27 protein-coding genes are annotated in these 24250 nt (G+C 68.4%); 15 read left to right on the top strand and 12 right to left on the bottom strand.

Annotated elements, in window-relative coordinates:
• The 9 genes from pyrG to JHC36_RS04515 form a co-directional block, all read left to right on the top strand.
• A partial coding sequence (gene pyrG / locus JHC36_RS04555; protein ID WP_287916408.1) for a CTP synthase occupies window positions 1-1656 on the top strand: 1656 nt, incomplete at its 5' end.
• 10 nt (window positions 1657-1666) lie between these two features.
• Window positions 1667-2524, top strand: a complete 858-nt coding sequence (gene kdsA, locus JHC36_RS04550; protein ID WP_287916405.1) for a 3-deoxy-8-phosphooctulonate synthase — start codon at window positions 1667-1669, stop codon at window positions 2522-2524.
• Window positions 2525-2542: 18 nt separating this feature from the next.
• On the top strand, window positions 2543-2833 hold the full coding sequence (locus tag JHC36_RS04545) for a DUF1330 domain-containing protein (RefSeq protein WP_287916402.1): 291 nt from the start codon (window positions 2543-2545) through the stop codon (window positions 2831-2833).
• Window positions 2833-3087 carry a hypothetical protein gene (locus JHC36_RS04540; RefSeq protein ID WP_287916399.1) on the top strand — a complete coding sequence of 85 codons (255 nt, stop codon included), beginning with the start codon at window positions 2833-2835 and terminating at the stop codon, window positions 3085-3087. The genes JHC36_RS04545 and JHC36_RS04540 overlap by 1 nt, the downstream gene beginning before the upstream one ends.
• Window positions 3088-3130: 43 nt before the next feature.
• Window positions 3131-4414, top strand: coding sequence for a phosphopyruvate hydratase (gene eno / locus JHC36_RS04535; protein WP_287916395.1), 1284 nt, complete (start codon window positions 3131-3133; stop codon window positions 4412-4414).
• A gap of 42 nt (window positions 4415-4456) precedes the next feature.
• Window positions 4457-4732: a septum formation initiator family protein gene (locus tag JHC36_RS04530; RefSeq protein WP_287916392.1), complete on the top strand. Its 276-nt coding sequence runs from the start codon at window positions 4457-4459 to the stop codon at window positions 4730-4732.
• A gap of 42 nt (window positions 4733-4774) precedes the next feature.
• Window positions 4775-5395 (top strand): nicotinamide riboside transporter PnuC, encoded by a 621-nt coding sequence (gene pnuC / locus JHC36_RS04525; RefSeq protein ID WP_124220136.1) that lies wholly within the window; start codon window positions 4775-4777, stop codon window positions 5393-5395.
• On the top strand, window positions 5392-6072 hold the full coding sequence (locus JHC36_RS04520; RefSeq protein ID WP_287916387.1) for an AAA family ATPase: 681 nt from the start codon (window positions 5392-5394) through the stop codon (window positions 6070-6072). Before pnuC ends, JHC36_RS04520 begins: the two co-directional genes overlap by 4 nt.
• A 76-nt stretch (window positions 6073-6148) precedes the next feature.
• Window positions 6149-6904 carry a DUF4395 family protein gene (locus tag JHC36_RS04515; protein ID WP_287916386.1) on the top strand — a complete coding sequence of 252 codons (756 nt, stop codon included), beginning with the start codon at window positions 6149-6151 and terminating at the stop codon, window positions 6902-6904.
• A 9-nt stretch (window positions 6905-6913) separates the two neighbouring features.
• Here JHC36_RS04515 and hslO read toward each other — a convergent pair whose 3' ends face one another.
• Window positions 6914-7894, bottom strand: coding sequence for an Hsp33 family molecular chaperone HslO (hslO, locus tag JHC36_RS04510; protein ID WP_287916383.1), 981 nt, complete (start codon window positions 7892-7894; stop codon window positions 6914-6916).
• Between the two features lie 18 nt (window positions 7895-7912).
• Complete coding sequence (locus JHC36_RS04505) at window positions 7913-8437, bottom strand: gamma carbonic anhydrase family protein (RefSeq protein ID WP_124220150.1); 525 nt, start codon at window positions 8435-8437, stop codon at window positions 7913-7915.
• A 46-nt stretch (window positions 8438-8483) separates the two neighbouring features.
• Between JHC36_RS04505 and JHC36_RS04500 the strand changes: the two genes are divergently transcribed.
• Window positions 8484-9281: a ferritin-like domain-containing protein gene (locus tag JHC36_RS04500; RefSeq protein ID WP_287916379.1), complete on the top strand. Its 798-nt coding sequence runs from the start codon at window positions 8484-8486 to the stop codon at window positions 9279-9281.
• 11 nt (window positions 9282-9292) lie between these two features.
• Here JHC36_RS04500 and xerD read toward each other — a convergent pair whose 3' ends face one another.
• The gene (xerD, locus tag JHC36_RS04495; protein WP_287916376.1) at window positions 9293-10204 is read right to left on the bottom strand and encodes a site-specific tyrosine recombinase XerD; all 912 of its coding nucleotides are present in this window, start codon (window positions 10202-10204) and stop codon (window positions 9293-9295) included.
• A 68-nt stretch (window positions 10205-10272) separates the two neighbouring features.
• Here xerD and JHC36_RS04490 point away from each other — a divergent pair, with 68 nt between their 5' ends.
• Complete coding sequence (locus JHC36_RS04490) at window positions 10273-11196, top strand: AEC family transporter (RefSeq protein WP_503006857.1); 924 nt, start codon at window positions 10273-10275, stop codon at window positions 11194-11196.
• 61 nt (window positions 11197-11257) lie between these two features.
• Here the strand turns inward: JHC36_RS04490 and JHC36_RS04485 are convergent, their stop codons facing one another.
• The 4 genes from JHC36_RS04485 to queG form a co-directional block, all read right to left on the bottom strand.
• Window positions 11258-11965, bottom strand: a complete 708-nt coding sequence (locus JHC36_RS04485; protein ID WP_287916372.1) for a hypothetical protein — start codon at window positions 11963-11965, stop codon at window positions 11258-11260.
• A complete protein-coding gene (locus JHC36_RS04480) occupies window positions 11962-12948 on the bottom strand; it encodes an MlaD family protein (protein ID WP_287916369.1) in 987 nt (328 codons plus the stop codon). The genes JHC36_RS04485 and JHC36_RS04480 overlap by 4 nt, the downstream gene beginning before the upstream one ends.
• The gene (locus tag JHC36_RS04475; protein WP_287916366.1) at window positions 12948-13730 is read right to left on the bottom strand and encodes an ABC transporter permease; all 783 of its coding nucleotides are present in this window, start codon (window positions 13728-13730) and stop codon (window positions 12948-12950) included. Before JHC36_RS04475 ends, JHC36_RS04480 begins: the two co-directional genes overlap by 1 nt.
• Before the next feature lie 71 nt (window positions 13731-13801).
• Window positions 13802-14848 carry a tRNA epoxyqueuosine(34) reductase QueG gene (queG, locus tag JHC36_RS04470; protein WP_287916411.1) on the bottom strand — a complete coding sequence of 349 codons (1047 nt, stop codon included), beginning with the start codon at window positions 14846-14848 and terminating at the stop codon, window positions 13802-13804.
• Between the two features lie 72 nt (window positions 14849-14920).
• On the opposite strand from queG, the gene tsaE reads away from it, so the two are divergent.
• The 3 genes from tsaE to JHC36_RS04455 are packed head-to-tail and all read left to right on the top strand — an operon-like array spanning window position 14921 to window position 17196.
• Window positions 14921-15436, top strand: a complete 516-nt coding sequence (gene tsaE, locus JHC36_RS04465; protein ID WP_287916364.1) for a tRNA (adenosine(37)-N6)-threonylcarbamoyltransferase complex ATPase subunit type 1 TsaE — start codon at window positions 14921-14923, stop codon at window positions 15434-15436.
• Between the two features lie 4 nt (window positions 15437-15440).
• The gene (locus JHC36_RS04460; RefSeq protein ID WP_287916362.1) at window positions 15441-16946 is read left to right on the top strand and encodes an N-acetylmuramoyl-L-alanine amidase; all 1506 of its coding nucleotides are present in this window, start codon (window positions 15441-15443) and stop codon (window positions 16944-16946) included.
• A 13-nt stretch (window positions 16947-16959) separates the two neighbouring features.
• Window positions 16960-17196, top strand: coding sequence for a SlyX family protein (locus JHC36_RS04455; protein WP_287916360.1), 237 nt, complete (start codon window positions 16960-16962; stop codon window positions 17194-17196).
• Between the two features lie 43 nt (window positions 17197-17239).
• Here JHC36_RS04455 and JHC36_RS04450 read toward each other — a convergent pair whose 3' ends face one another.
• The gene (locus tag JHC36_RS04450; RefSeq protein ID WP_287916357.1) at window positions 17240-17554 is read right to left on the bottom strand and encodes a DUF190 domain-containing protein; all 315 of its coding nucleotides are present in this window, start codon (window positions 17552-17554) and stop codon (window positions 17240-17242) included.
• A gap of 37 nt (window positions 17555-17591) precedes the next feature.
• On the bottom strand, window positions 17592-17972 hold the full coding sequence (gene crcB, locus JHC36_RS04445; RefSeq protein WP_124220191.1) for a fluoride efflux transporter CrcB: 381 nt from the start codon (window positions 17970-17972) through the stop codon (window positions 17592-17594).
• Window positions 17973-18199: 227 nt separating this feature from the next.
• Here crcB and JHC36_RS04440 point away from each other — a divergent pair, with 227 nt between their 5' ends.
• Window positions 18200-19876: an AMP-binding protein gene (locus tag JHC36_RS04440; protein ID WP_287916355.1), complete on the top strand. Its 1677-nt coding sequence runs from the start codon at window positions 18200-18202 to the stop codon at window positions 19874-19876.
• A gap of 177 nt (window positions 19877-20053) precedes the next feature.
• Here JHC36_RS04440 and JHC36_RS04435 read toward each other — a convergent pair whose 3' ends face one another.
• Genes JHC36_RS04435 through JHC36_RS04425 form a run of 3 tightly spaced genes read right to left on the bottom strand, consistent with a single transcriptional unit; the run spans window position 20054 to window position 24030 of the window.
• Entirely contained in the window at window positions 20054-22507 is a 2454-nt protein-coding gene (locus JHC36_RS04435; RefSeq protein WP_287916352.1) for an ATP-dependent DNA helicase, read from the bottom strand.
• Window positions 22508-22510: 3 nt separating this feature from the next.
• Complete coding sequence (locus JHC36_RS04430; RefSeq protein ID WP_287916349.1) at window positions 22511-23359, bottom strand: hypothetical protein; 849 nt, start codon at window positions 23357-23359, stop codon at window positions 22511-22513.
• Between the two features lie 26 nt (window positions 23360-23385).
• Window positions 23386-24030, bottom strand: a complete 645-nt coding sequence (locus tag JHC36_RS04425) for a DedA family protein (RefSeq protein ID WP_287916346.1) — start codon at window positions 24028-24030, stop codon at window positions 23386-23388.
• Window positions 24031-24250: the final 220 nt, after the last annotated feature.

Below are 24250 nucleotides of genomic sequence, written 5' to 3'. Positions count from 1 at the left end.
GTCTTCGTCACCGGCGGTGTGGTGTCTTCCCTGGGCAAGGGAATCGCCTCAGCCTCCCTTGCCGCGATCCTCGAATCGCGCGGCCTCAAAGTCACCCTCATCAAGCTCGACCCGTACATCAACGTCGACCCGGGCACGATGAGCCCGTTCCAGCACGGTGAAGTGTTCGTCACCGACGACGGCGCCGAAACCGATCTGGACCTCGGGCACTATGAGCGCTTCATCACCACGCGCATGAAGCGCGCCAACAACTTCACCACCGGCCAGATCTATAAGAGCGTGCTCGAGAAGGAGCGCCGCGGCGACTATCTCGGCAAAACCGTGCAGGTGATCCCCCACGTCACCAACGAGATCCAGGAATTCATCCGCCGCGGCGCCGGCGTGGACACGCCCGACGCGGTGGACGTGGCCATCGTCGAAATCGGCGGCACCGTGGGCGACATCGAATCGCTGCCCTTCCTCGAGGCGGCGCGCCAGATGAGCCTGCGCCTCGGGCCCAACAATGCGGCCTTCGTACACCTGTCTTACGTGCCCTGGATCGCCGCCGCCGGCGAGCTCAAAACCAAGCCCACGCAGCACACCGCACAAAAGCTGCGCGAGATCGGCATCCAGGCCGACGCGCTGCTGTGCCGCGCCGACCGTCCCATTCCCGAGGACGAGCGCGCGAAGATCAGCCTGTTCTCCAACGTCCCCGAATGGGGCGTGATCTCCATGTGGGATGTCGACACCATCTACAAGGTGCCGCGCATGCTGCATGAACAGGGCCTCGACGGGCTCATTTGCGACAAACTGCGGCTCAACACCCCGCCGGCCAACCTGCGCCGCTGGGATGCGCTGGTCTATGAAGTCGAGCATCCGCAGGGTGAGGTGAGCATTGCGATGGTGGGCAAATATGTCGACCTGACCGACAGCTACAAGTCGGTCAACGAAGCGCTGCGCCACGCGGGCATGAAAAACCATGTGCGCGTCAAAATCGACCACATCGATTCCGAAACCATCGACGAAGCAAGCGTCGCCCGGCTCGCCAAGTACGACGCCATCCTCGTGCCCGGCGGCTTTGGCAAGCGCGGCATCGAAGGCAAGATCCGCACCGCCCGCTACGCCCGCGAGCATCGTCTGCCCTACCTCGGCATCTGCCTCGGCATGCAAGTGGCCACGATCGAGTTCGCGCGCCATGTCGCGGGACTCGAAGGCGCCAACAGCACCGAATTCGACCCGGACACGCCGCATCCGGTGATTGCGCTCATCGACGAATGGCTCGACGCCGACGGCACCGTGCAAAAACGCGATGCCCAAACCGACCTCGGCGGCACCATGCGCCTGGGCGCGCAGAGCGCGGACGTGCTGCCCGGCACACTCGCCTACCAGATCTATGGCCCGGTCGTGACCGAGCGGCACCGCCACCGCTACGAAGCCAACACCCAGTACCTGGACCGGCTGCGCGCAGCCGGCCTCGTGATCTCGGCGCTCACCCAGCGCGAGCAGCTCACCGAAATCGTCGAGTTGCCGCAGGCGGTGCACCCGTGGTTCATCGGCGTGCAGTTCCACCCGGAATTCAAGTCCACCCCGTGGGACGGGCACCCCTTGTTCAACGCCTTTATCCGCGCCGCGCTCGAGCATCAGGCGAGCCGCGCCGAGCTCAAAGCCGTCGCCTGAAGAAACACCCATGAAACTCTGCGGCTTCGACGTCGGCCTCGACCATCCCTTCTTCCTCATCGCCGGCCCCTGCGTCGTCGAAAGCGAGCAACTGCAAATGGACGTCGCGGGCCAGATCCGTGACATCACCGCGGCGCTCGGCATCCCGTTCATCTTCAAGAGCAGCTACGACAAGGCCAACCGCTCCTCGGGCGCGAGCTTTCGCGGCCCCGGCATGGAGCGCGGCCTTGAAATCCTCGCCAAGGTGCGCCGCGAGATCGGCGTGCCGGTGCTCACCGACGTGCACACCGAGGCCGAGATTCCCGCCGTCGCTGAGGTGGTGGACGTGCTGCAAACGCCGGCCTTTCTGTGCCGACAGACCGACTTCATCCGTGCAGTGGCACAGTCGGGCAAGCCCGTCAACATCAAAAAGGGGCAGTTCCTCGCGCCGCACGACATGAAAAACGTCATCGACAAGGCCCGCGCTGCCGCGCGCGAAGCGGGCCTGGACGAAGACCGCTTCATGGCCTGCGAGCGCGGCGTGAGCTTTGGCTACAACAACCTGGTCTCGGACATGCGCAGCCTGGCCATCATGCGCGAGACCGCGGCGCCCGTCGTGTTCGACGCCACCCACTCGGTGCAACTGCCCGGTGGCCAGGGCACGAGTTCGGGCGGGCAGCGCGAGTTCGTTCCGGTGCTCGCACGCGCGGCCGTGGCCGTGGGCGTCGCCGGCGTGTTCATGGAGACCCACCCCGACCCCGCGCATGCGCTCTCCGACGGGCCCAACGCCGTACCGCTCAAGCACCTGCGCGCGCTGCTCGAGTCGCTGCAGGAGCTCGACGCCGTCACCAAGCGACGCGGTTTCCTCGAGCAGCATTTCAACGACTGACCCTCTCCACCGAACCCCATGCCCAGCGCCTACGTCATCGCCGATGTCACCGTCACGAATCCGGAACAGTATGCGCAGTACCGCACGCTCTCCTCGATCGCCATCGAGCGCCATGGCGCGGAAATCTGCGTGCGCGGCGGCGCGACGGTCACGCTCGAAGGCGACTGGACGCCTGGGCGCATCGTGGTGCTGAAGTTCCCCAACCTCGCGGCGGCGCAGGCTTTCTACGACAGCCCCGAGTACCGCGCCGCGCGGGCCGCGCGCGAAGGCGCGTGCGTCATGCGCATGATCGCGGTGGAGGGTGTCTGATGCGCTTGCCACGCAGCTTCGGCGCCCGCATCGTTTTCGTGGTGGCGGCTGCGGTTCTGCCGGCGCTGGCGGCCTGGCTCATCGGCCAGGCTTGGTGCGTGCCCGCTGAGCACGCGGCCGCGCTCGATGCCGCCGACACCAGCGGCGCGCGCGGCTGCTGGGAGCCGGTGGCGGCCGCCATGCTGTTCGGCGGACTCGGCTGGCTCACAGGCTGGATCGTGCTGCTGCGCCAACCCGAGCCGCCCTCACCCTGAATTCCCGCTTCTTTTTCCCCGATTCCTTTGAAAGGACTACTGCATGAGTGCCATCGTTGACATCGTCGGTCGCGAGATTCTCGACAGCCGCGGCAATCCCACCGTCGAATGCGACGTGCTGCTCGAGAGCGGCACCATGGGCCGCGCCGCGGTTCCGTCGGGCGCATCGACCGGCACCCGCGAAGCCGTGGAGCTGCGCGACGGCGACAAGAGCCGCTACGGCGGCAAGGGCGTGCTCAAAGCCGTCGAGCACATCAACACTGAAATCAGCGAAGCGGTGCTGGGCCTCGATGCGTCGGAGCAAGCCTTCCTCGACAAGACCCTGATCGACCTCGACGGCACCGAGAACAAGAGCCGCCTGGGCGCCAACGCCATCCTCGCCGTGTCGATGGCGGTCGCCCGCGCCGCGGCCGAGGAATCGGGCCTGCCGCTGTACCGCTACTTCGGCGGCATGAACGGCTGCCAGCTGCCGGTGCCGATGATGAACGTCATCAACGGCGGCGCGCACGCCAACAACAACCTCGACCTGCAAGAGTTCATGATCGTGCCGGTGGGCGCGCCGAGCCTGCGCGAGGCGCTGCGCTGGGGCGCCGAGACCTTCCACGCGCTCAAGAAAATCATCCACGACCGCGGCATGAGCACCGCCGTCGGTGACGAGGGTGGCTTTGCGCCCAGCGTGGCCAGCCACGAAGCGGCCATCCAACTCATCCTCGAGGCGATCAGCAACGCCGGCTACACGGCGGGCGAGCAGATTGCCATCGCCATCGACTGCGCGGCCAGCGAGTTCTACAAAGACGGCCAGTACCACCTCGCCGGCGAGGGCCTGACGCTGTCGGCGCAGGAGTGGACGAACGTGCTCGAGACCTGGGTGGACAAGTACCCCATCATCTCCATCGAAGACGGCATGGCCGAGGGCGACTGGGAAGGCTGGCAGCTGCACACCGAACGCCTGGGCAAGAAGGTGCAGCTCGTGGGCGACGACCTGTTCGTCACCAACACGAAGATCCTCAAGCAAGGCATCGAGCGCGGCGTCGCCAACTCCATCCTCATCAAGATCAACCAGATCGGCACGCTGACCGAGACCTTCGCCGCCATCGAAATGGCCAAGCGTGCGGGCTACACCGCCGTCATCAGCCACCGCTCGGGCGAGACTGAGGACAGCACGATTGCCGACATCGCCGTGGGCACCAACGCCGGGCAGATCAAGACCGGCTCCATGAGCCGCAGCGACCGCATGGCCAAGTACAACCAACTGCTGCGCATCGAGGAAGACCTGGGCGACGTGGCCATCTACCCCGGCCGCGCGGCGTTCTACAACCTGCGCTGAAGCCGCGGCTGGCCCTGCGCACGCGCCGCCCACGGAACGCTCATGACTGCTCGCGTCGTTGCCGCCGTCCTGGTCGTTCTGCTGGGGGTGCTCCACGCCCAGCTGTGGTTTGGCCGCGGCAGCATTCCCGAGGTGCAACGCCTGCGGGAACGCCTGGCCGCGCAACGCCTGGCCAACGAGGAGGCGCGCGCGGCCAACGCCCGGCTGGCCGCAGAAGTGCAGGACCTGCGTGAAGGCCTCGAAATCGTCGAGGAGATCGCGCGCTCGGAGTTGGGCATGGTCAAGCCCAACGAAATCCTGGTCCAGTTCGGCCCCTGACGCCGACGCCCAGCGCGGCCAGCCCAGCGCAGCCCCTTGCTCATGCCCGATTGGCTTTTCACCCCTGCCTTCACCGCCTGGGGCAGTCCGACCACCTGGCTCGAGATCGTCGCCTTCGCGCTCTCGCTGGCCATGGTCGCGTGCAACATCCGCGAAATCCACTGGGGCTGGCCGCTGGCGGCCGTCGCCTCGCTGCTGTATTTCGGCCTGTTCTGGCGCAGCCGACTCTATGGTGACGCGGCGCTGCAGATCTTCTTCGCGGTGATGGCGTTCTGGGGCTGGGCGCAGTGGTTGCGCGGCTCACGCGGCAACGGGCAGCCGCTGAGGGTCGCACGGCTCAGCGCGGCCGGCTGGCGCGCACTGATCGGCAGTGCCGTGCTGCTGTGGCCGGCCACGGGCTTATTCCTGGCACGCTACACCGACACCGACGTGCCCTGGTGGGATGCATTCCCGACGGCGTTGAGCCTGATCGGGCAGGTGCTGTTGGGCCGTAAATACCTCGAAAACTGGCTGGTCTGGATCGCGGTGAATGGGGTGAGCGTCGCACTCTTTGCCTGGAAGGGGCTGTGGCTCACTGCCCTGCTCTACCTGCTGTTCATCGGCCTGTCCGTCGTCGGCTGGCGCGCCTGGCGCGCCGCCCTCGAACCCGCCGCACAGCCATGACCACGACGCCCAGCCGGCCGCAGCGCATCGCGGTGCTCGGTGCCGAGAGCACCGGCAAGACGGCTCTGACCGTCGCCTTGGCCGACGCCTTGCGCGCGCGCGGCCTCGAGGCGGTGGTCGTCCCGGAATACCTGCGCGAATGGTGCGACCGGGCCGGCCGCACGCCCGAGCCGCAGGAACAGCGCGACATCGCACGCGAGCAGGCCCGGCGGGTGCTGGCCGTGCGCGACGCAGACTTCGTCATCGCCGACACCACGCCGCTCATGACCGCGGTCTACAGCGAACGGCTGTTTGGCGACCGCTCGCTGCATCCCTTTGCGCTCGCGCACCAGCGGCAATACGACCTGACCCTGCTCACCGGCCTCGACCTGCCCTGGGTGCCCGACGGCATTCAGCGCGACGGCCCCCACGTGCGCGAGCCGGTCGACACCCTGCTGCGCACGGCCCTGCACCAGTCGGGCCAGCCTTGGCAGGTGATCTATGGGCATGGCGTAGCCCGGCTGCAGCGAGCCCTCGATGCTCTTTTTTTCAGAGCACTTCAAACCCATTCCACGCCGGCACCTGACCGAAACCCGTCGGAAGCCACATTGGCGCATGGTCGCTGGATGGCGCTGTGTCCGCACTGCGACGACGCCGCAGCCGAGCGGCGCTTGTTTCGCGGCATGGGTAGGTATTGACCCTGATCAACGTCGGGATCGGGCAGGAGTAAGCTTGGGGCTCCACATATACCCCCGGCTGTATCAAGGAGGCCCCATGACTGCTGCCACGATCTCTCAGGCACCACGCCATCGCGGTGTCGGTTGGCGCCACGCGCTGCGCCACCTGTGGTTTCGCAGCCCCGACGACGCCGAGCCGATGATCAACGAGGTGGCCGTGCGCATACGCGCGGGCATCTTGCTGTTCATTCCGCTCTTCATGCTCTACACCCTGCTCGATGTGGTGTACGGCAGCCGCTGGGAAGTCACGGGCAATGTCATCCAAGACACCTTCGACACCGATTTCGACGGCCGCGTGCTCTACATGGTGGAGGCCGTGCGCCGGGTCTACGACTACACCGTGCAATCGCGGCTGCTGGCCTACGCGTTCTTCGAAATGATCGTGGCGATGTTCCCGGCGACGACCCGGCTCTCACCCACGGTCTGGATCGCCAGCCTGCTCGCTGCGAACAAGCCGCCGGTCTGGAAACCGCTCGCGCCCAAGCGCATGGCTTGGAGCATCGGCGCGACGATGATCGCCGTCTGCTGGATCTTCTTCAACCCCGACACCTTCGCGGGCTGGGTGAACACCGTGACGATGCACGAATGGCTGCCCACCACCTCGAACTACATGCCGCGCTGGATTCCGCTGGTGGCCGTCGGCGTCTGCGTGGGCTTCATGTGGATGGAGACGGTGCTGGGCGTCTGCGTGGGCTGCGAGCTGCATGCGCTGCTCGCGAAACTGGGCGTGTTCAAGCAAGAGTGCGAGGCCTGCAACAACCTCGACTTCGGTGCTCCGCCCTCGTCGCCGTGAGGATCGTTCTCACTGCACCTGTGGCCCCACGGGGGGCTGCCCGACGGCGGGAACGAACAACTGCGTCGCTTCGATCGGGTCGAAGCGGTATTGCTGACCGCAAAATTCGCAGCCGACCTCGACCTGGCCTTGCTCATCGACGATGCTGCGTACCTCGTCTGCGCCGAGCGAACGCAGCATCTGCGCCACGCGCTCTCGGCTGCAGCTGCAGCCGAACCGCGGCCCGGATGGCCCCAGCAGCGGCTCGAAACGCTCGATCGGTTCCTGCCAAAACAGGCGGCGCAGAATGGTCTCGCTGTCGAGCCCCAGCAACTCCTGGGGTGTGAGGCTCTTGGCCAGCATGGCCAAGCGCGCGTAGTCGTCGTCGGCTTCCTCGCCGTGCGCCCGCACGGGTGCCCCAACGGCTGCCGTGCCGCCCTGCGCCGGCAAACGTTGAATCAACAAGCCCGCCGCGACCCGGTCGTCGGCGGCCAACACCAGCGTCGTATCGAGCTGCTCGGACTGCCGCATGTAGTGCTCGAGCACCTCCGCGAGCCGCTCGAGCGGCCGCCCAGCCTCATCGACCAGCGGAACGAGTCCCTGGTAGGGCTGTTGCCCCGGCTGCCGCCCCTGCGGGTCCAGCGTCACCGCGCAACGCCCGCGTCCGTGCTGGTTGACCATGGTGCTCAGCGTCGCGCCCTCGGGCACCTCGCCCACGAGCGTAGCGGTGGCGCGAAAACGCATGCCGGGCTGTACTTCCACGACCGCCAGCTTCACCGGGCCGTCGCCGTGGATCTGCAAAATCAGCGCGCCATCGAACTTGATGTTTCCATACAGCAGCAGCGCCGCGGCGGTCATCTCGCCCAGCAGGGCCCGCACCGGCGCCGGGTACGCGCCGGTCGTCGCGTTGGCCGCGCGCCGCTCGAGCACCTCTTGCCAGGCCTCGGTCAAGCGGACCAGCATGCCGCGCACGGGCATGCCTTGGAAATGAAATTTGTGCAGTTCGGACACGCAGCCGCCTTCTCGCCTTCAGGCGATTTTCTTGAGCCCCGCGCGAAAGCGCCGGGCGTTGTCGATGTAGTGCTGCGCGCTCTGGCGCAGTGCTTCGATTTGCTCGGGGCTGAGCGAGCGCACCACCTTGGCTGGGCTGCCCAGAATCATCGAGCCGTCGGGAAATTCCTTGCCTTCGGTCACGAGCGCGCCCGCGCCGACGAGGCAATGGCGGCCGATCTTCGCACCATTGAGCACGACCGCCCCGATGCCAATCAGCGATTCGTCGCCGATCGTGCAGCCGTGCAGCATCACCTGGTGCCCGACCGTGACCCGCGCACCGATGGTCAGCGGCTGGCCAATGTCGGCGTGCAGCACGCTGGCATCCTGGATGTTGCTGCCCTCGCCGATGGTGATGCTCTCGGTGTCGCCGCGCACCACGGTGCCGAACCAGACGCTCGCGTCGGCGCCCAGACGCACGTTGCCGATGACCTCGGCGCTGTCGGCCACCCAGGCCGAGGGGTGACATTGCGGAGAAATGCCGTCGAGTTCGTAGAGTGCCATGGGGGTGCGCGTCAGCGTAGAAGCCGGGAACTCTAGAATTGTAGGGATGGAACTCCGACACGCGGCGCTGACGGCTCTTCAAACCGCCGATCCAGAAGAAAAATGCCAACTCGCCAGCGTGATTCGGGCACAGTTTGCTTCGTATTCAATAGCAATCGACTCCATCCCAGAGCCCCCGTCGCTGCCTGGCCGACCGGCCCAGCCCCGGCTTGTGCCGCCGCCAGAGGTGCCTCGCCGCTCCCCGTTCACGCCCGAGGGCCGCGCCGCGTTGATCCACGCGGTTTGCCATATCGAATTCAACGCCATCAACCTCGCGCTCGACGCCGTCTGGCGCTTTGCGGGTCTGCCCGCCGAGTACTACCGCGACTGGGTGCGCGTCGCCGCCGAGGAGGCCGAGCACTTCAGCCTGCTGCGCCGTCACCTGCAAAGCCTCGGCCACGACTATGGCGACTTTGCCGCGCACGATGGGCTTTGGGAGATGGCCGAGAAAACCCGTAACGACCCGGTGGCACGCATGGCGCTGGTGCCGCGCACGCTCGAAGCCCGAGGGCTCGATGCCACGCCCCTGATCCAGGCGCGGTTGCGGCAGGTGGGCACGCAGGACGCGCTCGAAGCCTGCGCGCTGCTCGACATCATCCTGCGCGACGAGGTCGGCCATGTGGCCATCGGCAACCGCTGGTACCGCTGGCTGTGCGCGCGCGACGGGCTCGACCCCCTCGCCCATTACAAAGGGCTCGCACGCACCCACCGCGCGCCCCGACTCAAGCCCCCGTACAACGACGCTGCTCGCCGCGCCGCGGGGTTTACCGAGGCCGAATTGCAGGCGCTGCGAGACGCCGGCTGAGAGGCTGAGCTTCATCCCCGCGGATGATGCTGGGCGTGCAGCGTTTTGAGCCGCTCGCGGGCAATGTGGGTGTAGATGGTGGTGGTGGAAATATCGGCGTGCCCCAGCAGCAGTTGCACCGCGCGCAGGTCCGCGCCGTGGTTGAGCAGGTGCGTGGCGAACGCATGGCGCAGCGTGTGGGGTGAGAGCGGCGCGGTGATGCCGGCCTCGCGCGCATAGCGCTTGACGATCTGCCAAAACATCACCCGCGTCATTGCCGTACCCGGCCGCGCGCCGCTGGTGGTGACGAACAGGTCGTCGCTCTGGCGCTCACCGAGCAGCGCCGGGCGCGCCGACTGCAAATAGCGTTCGAGCCAATCTTGCGCCACCGCGCCAAACGGCACCAGCCGCTCCTTGGCGCCCTTGCCCAAGACCCGCAGCACGCCCTCGCGCAGCCCGACATGGTGCAGCTTGAGGCCCACCAGCTCGCTCACCCGCAGGCCGCTGGCGTACATCAGCTCGAGCATGGTGCGGTCGCGCACACCCAGGGCGGTGCCCCCATCGGGCGCGGCCAGCAGCGACTCGACCTGGGCTTCGCTCAGCGTGCGCGGCACACGCAAAGGCGTGCGCGCCGAGAGCAGTTTGAGCGTCGGATCGCGCTCGATGCGGCGCTCGCGCAGCGCCCAGCGGTAGTAGCGTTTGAACACCGTGAGCCGCCGATTGGCCGAGGTGGCGCGGCTGCTGGCGTGGCGCTCGGCCATGTAGCGCTGCAGCCAGGCGTCGCTCGCCTCGTCGAGCGCCACGCCTTGCGCGCGCAGCCACGACGCGAGCTGTGTGAGGTCGCGCCGATACGCCGCAAGCGTGTTCGCGCTCAGCCCGTCCTCGAGCCAGAGCGCGTCGAGAAAGGCGTCGATGCCGACGTCGGGTGCGGCGGCAGCGGACATGGCAGGTGACGGAGCAGGACGGATGACGGCGGGCATGCGCGTGACAGAGGCAGCGACGGGACACCGCTATGCTCGCACGAATGGCGATGTTCTCCCTGCTGCTGCCCGACTTCACGCTGATTCTGCTGGGCTTTCTGATCTGCCGCACCACCGCGCTGGGCCGGCCGGTGTGGGTCGCGGTGGAGCAGCTGGTGTACTTCCTGCTGTTCCCGGTGCTGCTGTTTCAGTCGATCACCCGGTTCTCGCTCGATGTCTCCGCCGCGTCGCAGCTCATGACCGCAGGCCTGGCGCTGGGCGGGGTCGGCATCGGCTTGGCCTGGGTGCGGCCGCATCTGCCGGGCCTGGGCCGTCACCTGGAGCTGCGTAGCCATGCGGCCGCGGCCCAGGTGGCATTTCGCTTCAACTCCTTCATTGGGCTGGCCTTGGCCGAGCGCCTGGCCGGCCCACAAGGGCTGCAGTGGGTGTCGGTGCTGATCGGGGTGTGCGTGCCCTTGTTCAACATCGCGGCCGTGTGGCCCATGGCGCGGCACGGCGGCCACGGACTCGCACGCGAACTGCTGCGCAACCCCCTGATCCTGGCAACCGCCTCGGGGCTCACGGCCAGCCTGCTGGGTTGGCATCTGCCGGCCTGGATCGAGCCGGCGGCCACCCGCATTGGCGCAGCGGCGCTGGCGCTCGGCCTCATGAGTGCGGGCGCGGGCATGCAGCTCGGATCGCTCTCGCAGGCCCGCGCGCTCGCGGCCTCGGTGCTCGCGATCCGCCACCTGCTGCTGCCGCTGGCGGCGTTCGCGCTGGCGCTTACGCTGCAACTGCCGCACATCCAGGCGACCGTGCTGCTGATTTTCTCTGCCTTGCCCACGGCCTCGAGCGCCTATGTGCTGGCGGCCCGCATGGGCTACCCGGGCGGCTATGTAGCCGCGCTGGTCACGCTCTCCACCTTGCTGGGGCTGCTGAGCCTGCCGCTGGCCTTGGCTCTGGCGGCAAGGATTTGAGACAACGCGGAATCCGTTCCCGTGATCGCGCGCGAGGGAGGTTTCAGCGTCGCCCGACGCCTCAGCGCAGCAAAGCCAGCCGACGTCGCAGAGCTTGCGCGCGGGCGGTTTCCGCGCGTTGCTCGGCGACCTGGATGCCCGCCTGCAGCCAAGCGGCGAGCGCGCGCCGCCAGCCTTGGGCCGAGGCGGTGTCGATCGCGAGGTCGATGACGGCGGTGTCGACTCGGCCGGCCCGCAGCCAGACCGAGGCTGCAACCAGCCGCCCGAGCGGGTCCTCGATCCCGGCGATCAGCGCCGCACCCCCGGTGCTGGCGCCCGCGGGCGACAGCAAAGCACGCGCCACGGGCTGCTGGGCCTCGGGCAGCAAGGCAAGCGTCTCGGCCTGCACGCGGCCCTGCAGCCAATCGGCATAGGCGCGATCGGCCGGCGGTGCGTCGGCACGCAGCGCCTCGAACGCGGGGCAGTCGCTCACGAGCAGGCTTGCCGCTTCGGCGGCGCAGCGCAGCAGTTCGAGCCGTGCGAGGCGGGCCGGATCGGCCGTGCGGGCGAGCTGCTGGCGGGCCCGCGCAAACTCGGCCTGCGCCACGCGGGTATCGGCATTGAGGATGGCGGCCAGGCCCCGGGTCGCGGCCGCATGGGACTCGAGCTTCCAGTCGGGCACGGGCGGTCCGCTGGCACAGCCGGCGAGCAAGAGGCCGAACAACAGCCCCAGCCCGCCGCGACGCACCCTCGGCGGCAGAGGCGGGAGCAGAAACGCTGCGGACCTCATGGCAGCCGCAGCTCCGGGTTGCGCGCAAACGGCCATTTGCGGTTGATTTCGTTCATCAAGTCTTCGACCCGCCGCAGGTTGCTCTCGACCTCGGCGCGCAGCGCACCCAGATCGGCCGTGCCTTCCTTCGCGTTGGCGGCGACGGCTTCGACCTGGGTCAGCACTTCGTCGAGCTTTTGGAGACTGGCCCGCGTGTCGGCCAGCAAGCCGCCGAGCTGCTGCGTGGCCTCCCGCGCACTGGGCACGAGGCCCTGGGCGCCAAAGACCTGGGTTTGCGTCTGCGCGCCGAGCGCGTCGAGCCGCGCGAGCAAGGCGTTGGTGCGCTCGAGGGTGGTCAGCAGCCGGCGGGCGTCCGCTTCGTTGCCAAACAGCACCCCGAGCGCACCACGCGGCCCCTTGATGCGGCCGGTAATCTCATGCACATCGGCAAGCGTCTGCGCCAGGGGCGCGTCGTGCGCCGTGAGCGCACGCACATTGGCGAGCAGGTCGCGCACGTCGCTGAGCAGCCGCGGGATCTGGGCGTTCGCGTCGCCGATGAGCAGTTCGCGCTCGGCGCCGTCGGGCAGCGGGGCAGCGCCGACCATGCCGGTGTAAGCGCGCAGCTTGGCGCCGCCGACCAAGCCACGTTCGAGCGTGAAGACGCTGGTTTCGCGCAGCCAATGCGCGTCTTTGCGCGCCACGTCGACGAGGATGCGCACCCGGCCGCTGGGCGCGAGCTCGATGCGGCTCACACGGCCCAGCGGGAAGCCGGCAAAGGTCATGTCCATGCCGATGCTCACACCCTCGGAGTCATCGGCAACCAGCACGACCCGCTGCGTTTGCTCAAACACACCGCGGGCATAGAGCAAATAAAGCACCGAGGCGACGACGAGCGCCAGCACCGCCAGCACCAACCAGCGCGCACGGCGCGCGAGCCGCGGATCCGGCGCGGCCAGATCCGCGGCCGCAACACTTTCGTTCGATGAAGGCAAAGACGAAGACATCAAGCGTAGTTGACCATGAGCGAGCCGATTTCGATCAGCAAGATCAGTAAGAACATGCGCACGAGACTACCCACTTCAGAGAGTACGCCCGCGTTCCTGGAGCTGGCGATCCGCAAGGCCGACACCACGGGAACCAGCGAAACGCTCAAGCTGAGCGCCAGCGTCTTGAGCACGAACACCAGCGACACCGCCGGCGTGAATACCTGGCCGACCTTGCGGGTGTAGGCCGGCAGCGCGGCCGGCGTGAAACCGTGCACGACCAGATAGGCCAGCACCAGCGACACCGCGCAGCTCACCGCCGCGAGCGCCACCACCGCGAACACCCCGCCCACGACCCGCGGCGCCCCTTCGACGGCGAGCGGATCGCGCCCATCGCGGCGCCAGGCGGCGAGCCGCTCGGGTGTGATTTGCGCTGCAAGCCGCACGCCTTCGGGCAACGTGATGCGCACCGCCACCGCCAGCGCGGCAATGAGCGGGATGAGCTCGAGCACCAGCACGCGCACCACCATGTCGAGCGCGTAGCGGTTCAAGCCGTAGCTCGCTGCGGTGACGACGACGATGCGGATCAACACCAAAGAGCCCACGGCTACGAGCACCGTGAACCAAGCCAGCAGCGGCCCCGTTCCCAGCGCAATCTGCCGCACCAGCGTCGCGCGCACCGCCGGGTCGCGGTAGGTGGAAGGGCTCAAAGCCAGCACCAGCACGAACGCAGCCAGCCGCAGCGACGCCCACGCAGCGCGCACGCGCTGCGACCCAAGCTGCAGGGCGGTCTGGTGCTTCATGGATGGATCATAGGGCAAGGTCATCGGACAGCCTGGTCTGCCACCGAGGCACGCTCACCGCACGAGCCCGCTTACGGCTGCAAAGCCCAGACCACATGCTCGCGCACGAGCGCGCTCGGGTGGCTCTGCCAGCGCTGCAGTGCGAGGCGCAAGGCCTCGGCCTCGGGCGCGCGGGGCTGCGCGCGCAAAGCGTTGCCGGCAGCGACGGCCAAATTGCGCAGCCAGCGCACATGGCCGATGCGGCGGATGGCACTGCCTTCGGTGCGGCGCAAAAACTCGGCCTCGTCCCAGCCGAGCAGCGTCGTGATGGACGCGCCCGCAAAGCCGGGGCGCGGGTCGAAATCCGCCAGCATCGAGGGCTGCGCAAACTTGTTCCAGGGGCAGACCAATTGGCAGTCGTCGCAGCCATAGATGCGGTTGCCCATCTGAACGCGCAACTCGGGCGGAATTGGGCCGTCGTGCTCGATGGTGAGGTAGGAGATACAGCGGCGGGCATCGAGCCGACCCGGCGCCAGAATAGCCTGCGTCGGGCAGGCATCGATGCAGGCCCGGCAGCGGCCGCAGTGGGCGGGGACCGGTTCGGTCACGGGCAAGGCAAGGTCGAGGTAGATCTCGCCCAGAAAGAACATCGAGCCCGCCTCGCGCTGTAGCGCGAGCGTGTGTTTGCCGCGCCAGCCCAGACCGCTGCGCGTCGCCAGTTCGACCTCGAGCACCGGCGCCGAGTCGCAGAACACGCGGTACCCAAACGGGCCGATCACCTCGCCGATGCGCGTGGCCAGCGCCTGCAGCCGCGCGCGCAGCACCTTGTGGTAGTCGCGCCCCCGGGCATAGACCGACACCACGGCTTCCTGCGGCTGCACCAGCCGCGCGCGCTCGGCTGCAGCCCAGCCGGCGGTCGTACCCCGCGGCAAGTAGTCGAGCCGCGCGGTGAGTACGCGCACGGTGCCGGGCACCAGCTCTGCCGGGCGGGCGCGCTTGAGGCCATGCGCGGCCATGTAGTGCATCCCGCCGTGGAACCCGGCGGCAAGCCACGCACTCAAACCCGGCTCGGCATGGTGTAAATCGACGTCGCTCACGCCAATTTGGGACAATCCCAGCGCCCGCGCCCAAGCGCGGATCTGCTCGAGCAGCCGATGAGGATCGATCTGAGTACCACTGAAGCCCACTGCCGCATTGTAGAAAGGCCCGTCATGCCCCCCCTGCGCCTGCGCGTGCCCAACGAAGCCGCCCTCGCCGCCTTGGCCGAACGGCTCGCGCAGAGCGATGCCATCGAGCATGCCTCGATCGAATTGCAGGGCGACCTCGGCGCGGGCAAGACCACGTTCGTGCGCCACCTGCTGCGTGCGCTGGGCGTCACGGGCCGGATCAAAAGCCCGACCTATGCCGTGGTGGAAAGCTACCGCGCGCAGCGGCCGCAGGGGGATCGAGCCTTCGATGTCTGGCATTTCGACTACTACCGCCTGTCGGACCCGCGCGAGTGGGAAGACGCCGGCTTTCGTGACCTCTACGCGAGCCCCGGACTCAAGCTGGCCGAATGGCCCGAGCGGGTCGCGGCGGTCGCGCCCCGGCCCGACTGCGTGTTGCGCCTCTCGCCGGTCGAAGCAGCCGAAGACGCGCGCTGCCTGGAGGCGACGGCCCACACACCCACGGGCGAGCGGCTGCTCGCCGCGCTCGGTGCAGACCCTGCGCCTCCCTCGCCGTGCTGACGCCATGACCCCAGGCACACCCATCGCAGAGACCGCGCCCCACGGCCTGAGCCGCCGGCACTGGCTGCAGGCCGGCGCGGTCGTGCTGCTGCTCGGGCCGCTCCAAATCGCGCGCGGGGCCACGATCCTCGCGGTTCGGGTATGGCCCGCGCCCGACTACAGCCGCGTCACCCTCGAGAGCGACGAGCCGCTCAAAGCGCGCTCGTTCTTCGTGGCCGATCCGCCGCGGCTCGCGGTCGACATCGAGGGCATCGACCTCAGTGCGGAACTGCGTGAATTGGTTGCCAAAGTGCGGGCCGACGACCCCAACATTGCCGGCATACGGGTCGGACAGAACGCGCCCTCGGTCGTGCGGCTGGTGGTCGATCTCAAACACCCGGCCGAGCCCCAGGTGTTCAACCTACCCCCGGTGGCTGCCTACCGCCATCGGCTGGTGTTCGACCTCTACCCCAAGCAGCCGCCCGATCCCTTGCTGGCCCTGCTCGAAGCGCGACAACGCGAAAAAGCCCCGCCCGCCCCACCGGTCACCGCGCCCGCCGAGACCGCTGCAACCGCTGCGACCGACCCCCTGGGTGAACTCCTCGCGCGCCAAGGACACGTGCCCGCGGTGCCAAATGAGGCCACCCGCAGCGCGCCCGCCGCCAGCGGCAGCGGTGCCAGCAGCCGCCGCTACCCCGAAGCCAAGCCCGAGCCCGGTCCGGTCACTCCTCTTTTCGGAGCAATCGAGCCCCAAAACAAGCTGGCGATCAACCGAAAAAGCTATAAATCGGTGCTCGAGGAGCCAACCGAGCGCCTCATCATCGTCGCGCTCGATCCAGGCCACGGCGGCGAAGACCCCGGCGCCATCGGCCCCAACGGCACGCGCGAGAAGGACGTCGTGCTGCGCATCGCCGAGCGGCTGCGCGCACGCATCGACGCCACCACGCTCAAGGGCAATCCTATGCGCGCCTTCCTCACCCGCGACGCCGACTACTTCGTGCCGCTGCACATGCGCGTGCAAAAAGCGCGGCGCGTGCAAGCCGACCTGTTCGTGAGCATCCACGCCGACGCGTTCTACACGCCGCAGGCGCGCGGCGCGAGCGTGTTTGCGCTGAGCCAAGGCGCGGCGTCGAGCGCGGCTGCGCGCTGGATGGCCAGCCAGGAAAACCGCGCCGACCAGATCGGCGGCGTCAACATCGCCACCCAAGACGTCCACCTCAAGCGCGCCCTGTTCGACATGAGCACCACCGCGCAAATCAAAGACAGCCTCACCCTCGGCAACGCGATGCTGCGCGAAATCGGCCAAGTCGGGCGGCTGCACAAAGCCAGCGTCGAACAGGCCGGGTTCGCCGTGCTCAAAGCGCCCGACATCCCCAGCGTGCTGGTGGAAACCGCCTTCATCAGCAACCCCGAGGAAGAGGCCCGCCTGCGCACCGATGCCTACCAGGAAGCGCTCGCCGACGCGCTCATGCGTGGCATCCGCGCCTATTTCGCGCGCAACCCGCCGCTGGCGCGCAGCCGCACACTTTGAACGAATCTGCCCCATGAACGACACACAGCAGAGCTCCGCCGAATCGCCAACCGAACGACGCCTCACCGCGCTCGAGATCAAGGCCAGCTTCACCGACGATTTGCTCGAGCAGCTCGACGCGATCATCACCCGGCAACAGCGCGAAATCGATGCCCTGCGCCGCGAGCTCGCCGCCCTGCGCGACTCCCTACCCGCCGACAACCCGGCGACGCCGCGCAGCCTGCTCGACGAGCGGCCGCCGCATTACTGAAACAACGCTGGCGATGGCGCGTGCCGCGCTCGCCCGGGCGGCCTCACTCGCCCGTGGTGCCGAACTCGATGGGCGTCTTCACGTAAAACACCCGCACGCCCTCCTCGCGCAGCCGTGCGAACAGCCGCTCGGCCTCGTCGGCCGTCACGGCCATCGTGACTTCGATGGGTTGATCGGTCAGTTCAAAGAAGTGTGCCGAGTGCAGCTTGTGATCCTGCCCGAAGCCTTCGCTGCCGACGGTGAGCGTTGCGCCGCGTACACCCAGGGTCCGGGCCGTTTCAAGCAGCCACTCACCGAGAGGCTGCTTGCCGTGCCGACGGTCTTGCTGGGTGTAGAAGGTGATTTGAAAACCGTGCATGGGATCCCTCCGCGTGTTGGCCCGCTGCGCCCTTCGCTCAGGCGCGCAGCCAAGCGACGGTCGCCATGCCCGCAACCGTCATCAAGAGTGAGCCGCCGACATGGGCGCCCACCGCCGCAGCCGCCCAGCCCAGACGCCCTTGCTGCAAGAGGCTCGTGACCTCGGCCGAAAACGTGGAAAAGGTCGTGAGCCCGCCGAGAAAGCCCGTAATGACCAACAGCCGCCACTCCGGTGCAAGCGCGCTGTAGGCCGCGAAAAAGGCCACCGCCACCCCGATCAGATAGCCGCCGAGCATATTGGCCACCCAGGTGCCCAGCGGGATCAGGGGGAAAAGCGCGTTGAGACTGACACCCAGGCTCCAGCGCAAGACGGCGCCGGCGGATGCGCCAAGGCTGATCGCCAAAACGGAACGGAGCATGGACACGTGGGAAGGGCGCAGCGAGTCGAAACGACAAAAACTTTAACACGGCCGCCTGAACGTGCCATGAACATGCCAGGCGCCCGCCGTCGCACCGCGCCAGCGGGTAAGCCCTGAGTGTCGGGCTCGCCAAAAACCGCGAAAGTCTCGCCCGGCGCGCCAGCCGCCTTCGGCGCTCGCGCCCGGGCGGGTCCAAGCGCCCGATGAACCCCCATCCAGAGCCGACCATGACTCAAAAACTCATACTCGATTACGTCTACGACCACGAAGCCCAGCGCCCCAACCAGGTGTTTTTGACCCAGCCCATCGGTGGCGGCCAGGTGCGCGACTACACCTGGGCGCAAACCGTCGACGAGGCCCGCCGCATGGCGGCGCACCTGCAAAGCCTCGGGCTCGAGCCGGGCGCGCGCATCGCCATCCTCTCGAAGAACTGCGCGCACTTCTTCATTGCAGAGCTGGCGATCTGGATGGCCGGCGGCACGACGGTCGCCATCTTCCCCACCGAAACCGCAGACACGATCGGCTACGTGCTCGAACACAGCGGCGCGAGCCTGCTGTTCGTCGGCAAGCTCGACACCTGGGAAGCGCAACGCCCGGGCGTGCCCAAGGGCTTGCCCTGCATCGCGCTGCCGCTGGCGCCCAAGACCGATTGCCCGCGCTGGGACGACATCATCGCGCGCACCCCGCCCTTGCCCGGTCGGCCACAGCGCGCCGGCGATGATCTGGCGATGATCATTTACACCTCGGGCTCGACCGGTCGGCCCAAGGGCGTCATGCACAACTTCGAACGCATCACGCGGGTGGCGGAGGAGCTCAACCGCGACATCCACGCACGCATCGGCCCGGTGCCGGAAAACCGGGTGCTTTCCTATCTGCCGCTCGCACATGTGTTCGAGCGCGCCTGGGTCGAAGCCGCGGCCCTGGTCGACGGCAACACCCACGTCTATTTCGCCGAATCGCTCGACACCTTCCTGCAAGACCTGCAGCGCGCCCGGCCGACGACCTTCATCTCGGTGCCCCGGCTGTGGCTGAAATTCCAGCAGGGCGTGTTCGCGAAGATGCCGCCCAAGAAGCTCGAGCGGCTGCTCTCCATCCCCATCCTCGGCAAGATCGTGGGGCGCAAGGTGCTCAAGGGGCTGGGACTCGACCATGTGCTGCTCGCCGGCAGCGGCTCGGCACCGATTCCGGCCGATCTCATCCAGTGGTATCGCCGCCTCGGGCTCAATCTGGTCGAGGGCTACGCGATGACCGAGGACTTTGCCTATTCGCACAACTCGACCGCCGAGGCAAACGCCCCTGGCTACGTCGGGGTTCCGATGCCCGGCGTCGAGGTGCGCATCAGTGACGAAGGCGAAATCCTCATCAAGTCGCCGGGGCAGATGGTGGGCTATTACCGCGCGCCCGAGCTCACCGCCGAAGCCTTCACCGAAGACGGCTTTTTCCGCACCGGCGACCGCGGCGAGCGCCTGCCCAACGGCCTGTTGAAGATCACCGGCCGCGTCAAGGAGTTGTTCAAAACCGCCAAGGGCAAGTACGTCGCCCCGGCGCCGATCGAAAACCTGCTCAACGCGCATCCGATGGTCGAACTGTCGATGGTGTCCGGCGTCGGGCAGCCCGCCGCGTTTGCACTCGTCGTCCCGGCCGAGTCCCTGCGCCCCAAACTCGGCGATCCTGCCGTGCGGCGCGAGGTGGAGCAGGCGATGGAACAACTGCTCCAAGACGTCAACGCCAAACTGGCCGACTACGAGCAGCTGCGCATGATCGTGATCGTGCGCGAACCCTGGAGCATCGAGAACGGCACCCTCACCCCGACGATGAAAATCCGCCGCAACCGCATCGAAGAAGCGGTGAAAGATCGCATCGAGCCGTGGTTTGATGCGCCCAAGCGGGTCATCTGGGCCTGAGGCAACGCTGAACAAGTCCCCCGCGCGTCGCGCATCCCGGCTGTGGGCGGTCTGCGTCGTTGCAAATCCTCGCCATAGCTTGGGCTATGGCTGCGGTTTGCGCCTCGCATCCCATCCCGCGGCCGCTCGCGCGCCATCGCAGGAACTGATTCAGCGTTACCCTGATTCAGCGTTGCCTCAGCGGCGCAGCAGCGTCGGCTGCGGCCACCACGATGGCAGCAGCGCGCGTACCCGTGGGCTCGCATAGCGGTCGTCCATGAAGACGAGGATGCCGCGGTCTTCGGGGCCGCGGATCACACGCCCGGCCGCCTGCACCACCCTCTGTAGCCCCGGATAGAGGCCCACATAGTCGTCGCCGCGACCGGGGAACTGGGCATCGAGCCGCTCGCGCATGGCCTCGAGCACGGGGCTGACGCTGGGCAGGCCGAGCGTGGCAATGAAGGCACCGATGAGCCGGTCGCCCACGAGGTCGATGCCCTCGCCAAAGGCCCCACCGAGCACCGCAAACCCGATGCCGCGGCCTGCGGGCACGAAACGCGCGAGAAAGGCCGCGCGCTCGGGCTCAGGCATGGCGCGCGACTGCGCCCAGACCGGCACCTCCGGGTGCGCTGCGGTGAATGCCGCATGGGCCTGCTGCAAATAGTCATGGCTGCTGAAAAAGGCCAGGTAGTTGCCGGGCTCGGCTCGCCACTGCGCCGCCATCAAGTCCACCAAGGCGGGCAGCGAGCGCGCGCGGTCGCGCCAGCGGGTGGAGAGCTGCTGTGCCACCTGCACACGCAGCTGGGCGGCAGCAAACGGAGCCGGCACGTCCACCTGCGCCAGCCGCGCTGCGGGCAAACCCAACAGGTCCGCATGCCAGGCCTCGGGCCGCAAGGTGGCCGAAAACAGCACCGTCGTGACCGCGGTCGACCATCGACTGGCCAGATGCGGCCCGGGCACGAGATTGCGCAGGCCGTAACGCACGCCGGGCGCGACGACACCCGCGCCCGAGCGGCTCGCGTCCACCTCGAACATCGAATGCGCGCCAAAGCGCTCGGCCAGACGCAGCCAGGCGCCCAGCGTGTAGCCGAGTTCACGCAACCGCTGCGCCGCATCGACTCGCTCGGGTGCGTCTGCGGGCACATCCAACGGCAGGGCCAGCGCGGCGGGCTCTGGCTGTGCGGCGGGGGCTTCGAGCATGGCCTGCGTGAGTGCAGCCAACGCGGCGTGCAGTGCCTCGCTCAGCCCATCGGGCAAGGCATCGAAGGCGCGGTAGGCGGCGGGCGGCGCGGCGCCACCGGCGGGTCGCTTTGGAACACGCTCGAGAGCGGGCTCAGGGACACGCGCCAAGACACGCTCGAGCCGTCGCAGCGCCGCCGCCAGCGGCCGTGCGATCGTGCGCCGCGCGGCCCTCAGCTCGAGCGCGTCGAGGCTCGCGCTGTACATGGAACGCGCGCGCTCGACCAGGTTGTGCGCCTCATCCACCGCGACGGCGACGCGCCAGCCCTCCTCGGTGGTGCGCGCATACAGCATGCCCCCGCTGTCGAACCAGTGGTTGTAGTCGCCCACGACCGCATCGACCCAAGGCAGCAGCTCTTGTGCCAGGTGATACGGGCACACCGTGTGCGCCAAACCGACGCGGCGCAGCGTGGGCGCGTCGAGCACACCGCCGGGGTCGGCCACCGCGGCGGCACGCGCGGCAGGAAGGCGGTCCCAAAAGCCCCGCGCGAGCGGACAGTCCTCGCCATGACAGGCGCGGCCCGGGTACTCGCACGCGGTTTCGCGGGCCACCAGTTCCAGCACGCGCAGGGCCGGCTCAGAGCCGCCGCTCGGGGGCTGCAGGCGCCGCAGCGCATCGAGCGCAATCGCGCGGCCCGGCGTCTTGGCGGTGAGCACATAGAGTTTGTCGAGCCCGGGCGCGACGCCGCGCGCTGGCAGCGCCTTGAGCAAGGGAAACAGCACGCCGAGCGTCTTGCCGATGCCCGTGGGCGCTTGCGCCATCAGAACTTGGCCGCGCTGCGCGCTGCGCCACACCGCGACGGAGAGCGCGCGCTGGCCGTCGCGAAACGCCGGCATGGGGAAGGGCAGCGCATCGAGCGCCGCGTCGCGCTGCTGGCGGTGTGCGGCCTCGGCCTGCGCCCAGGCCAGGAAAGCCGCGCATCGCTGCTCGAATTCGTGCTGTAGCGCCGCCGCGTCGTGCCGCTCGTGGAAGCAGGTTTCCTCGGCGCGGTCGATGTCGTAGTAAACCAGCGCCAGCTCGATCGTGCGCAAGCCGCGCTCTGCGCACAGCAAGGCCCCGTACACCTTGAGCTGTGCCCAGTGCAGCCGCCGCTCGCCCGCGGGCTGGGTGTCGAGCCGGCCGCGAAAGGTTTTGATCTCTTCGAGCCGACCGGCCGCCTCATCCCAACCGTCGGCGCGGCCGCGGACGCGCAAAGGCCCCCAACGCCCCTCGAGCGGCAGTTCGCGCCGGTAGCTCGCGGAGCGGCGGGCCACCACCGCCGCGTGGCCCCGCACGCCCTCTTCGGCGCTGGGCGTGGGGGCAAAGCGCCGGTCGAGGTCGCCGCTGCGGGCGGTGAACGCACACAGCGCGCGCACCGCCACGGTGTAGGACGGCTCGGCCGCGGTGTCCTGCGGGCTGGGGGCGCTGTCCATCACTCAGAAGCGCGCCTGCGCGGGCTCGTCCTCGTCGCGCCAGGGCGTGCGCTGAGCGAGTTCCAGCCACACCGCCAGCGGCAGGCGCTCGACGGGCCGGCGCGGCGCCGGCCGCAGTACCACCAGGCCGTCCTCTTGCGCTTGCATCACGCCGCATTCCAACGGGATCTCATCGGGCTCGCCGATGGGCCGGCCGCGGGCGTCCTGCCCGAGCACGTACCAACATTCACCGCCGAGATCGAGATAGGCCGCCCGCTTGGCCGGCTGCTTGAGGTCGCCGAGCAGGTCCGCGCGCCGCACCTTGATTTCATGCACGACCGGCTGCAGCCAGGCTTCGACCGTGGTCTTGCGGATGGAAAACACGTCGGGCATCGCGACGACCCAGCGCGTCGCGGGCTCGTCGGTCTGCGAGGCGGCACCGGCCGGCTCGAACGCGGGCAGCATGGGCTGCGGCTCGACGGTGCCCTCACCCGGCGACGGTGCGCTCGTGCCCGGCTCGGGCGGTGCCACGGCGCGCGGCACCCGGGCGCGCAGGCTCAAGCCGGTGTAGACGATGCGCCCGGCACGCGCCATGTCGCGGGCCACGCGCTGCAGCAGCGCCTCGTGGGCATCGCGGGCCGCGCGGTTGGCCTGCAGCGACGCCGCGATGCAGCGCAGCCCGGCGTCGGTGACGCGCAGCCGCTCGCGGCCGTCGTCGGTCTGGATCCGCTCGAGCCAGCCCGCGGCGAGCAGTTCCACTTCGAGCCCATCCTGGCACGGCCAGCCCGCCGAACGGTAGACCTCGCGCAGCCGGCGCGCGTGCGCCCGCGTCAGCACCCAAGCGGGCGGCGGCGCATCGGAGGGTGCAACCATCGGCGACTCGCCCCGGCTCCGCCCGGTCAAGCGTTGGCGCGACGGCTGCTGCGCCAGCCGCCCACGAGCGCGAGGACACCGGGCACGAGGATCATCGCCCAAATGATCGTGCTCAGGTTCTCCCGCACCCACTCAAGATTGCCGAAGAGATCGCCCGCCAGCGTCAATCCGCCCACCCAAAGCCCAGCGCCGATGAGGTTGTAGAGCGTGAAGCGGCTGCGCTTCATCTCGGCCACCCCGGCCACGAAGGGCGCAAAGCTGCGGATGAAGGGCATGAAGCGCGCCAAGACGATGGTGATGCCGCCGTAGCGTTCGTAGAAGCGGTGCGCTTGATCGAAGGCCCGGCGGTTGAAAAAGCGCGACTGCTCCCAGCGAAACACCTTAGGGCCGAAAAAGCGCCCGATGCTGTAGTTGAGCTGGTCACCCAGCACCGCGGCAAGAAACAGCAAGCCCATCGCCAAGCGCAGATCCATCAGGCCCGCGCCACACAGCGCACCGACGACGAACAGCAGCGAGTCGCCGGGCAGGAACGGCATGACGACCAGTCCTGTTTCGACAAAAACGACGAGGAACAGCAGCGCATACACCCACGCGCCATAGGTCTGCACGAACACCTCCAGATGGCGGTCCACATGCAGGATGAAGTCGAACAGAAAGGCGACGAGGTCCATCGGGCGATTATGGCAACGCTGCTCCCCACGCACGCGCGCCCCGCGGAGCGTGGGGACATGGGTCAGCACCACCCTGGCAGCATCCAGGCCTTCGGCAACGCTGAATAAGTTCCCGTGATGGCGCGCGCCCGGCCGCGGGATGGGATGCGAGGCGCAAACCGCGGCCATAGCCGCAGCTATGGCGAGGATTTGCTTTCGACGCAGACCGCCCGCAGCCGGG

Origin of the sequence: Tibeticola sp. (assembly GCF_022759015.1) — a bacterium.
In the GTDB taxonomy this organism is placed as follows: Bacteria; Pseudomonadota; Gammaproteobacteria; order Burkholderiales; family Burkholderiaceae_C; genus Tibeticola; species Tibeticola sediminis.
The sequence above is the reverse complement of the archived record's forward strand: the minus strand, read 5'-3'. Positions and strand labels throughout refer to the sequence as shown.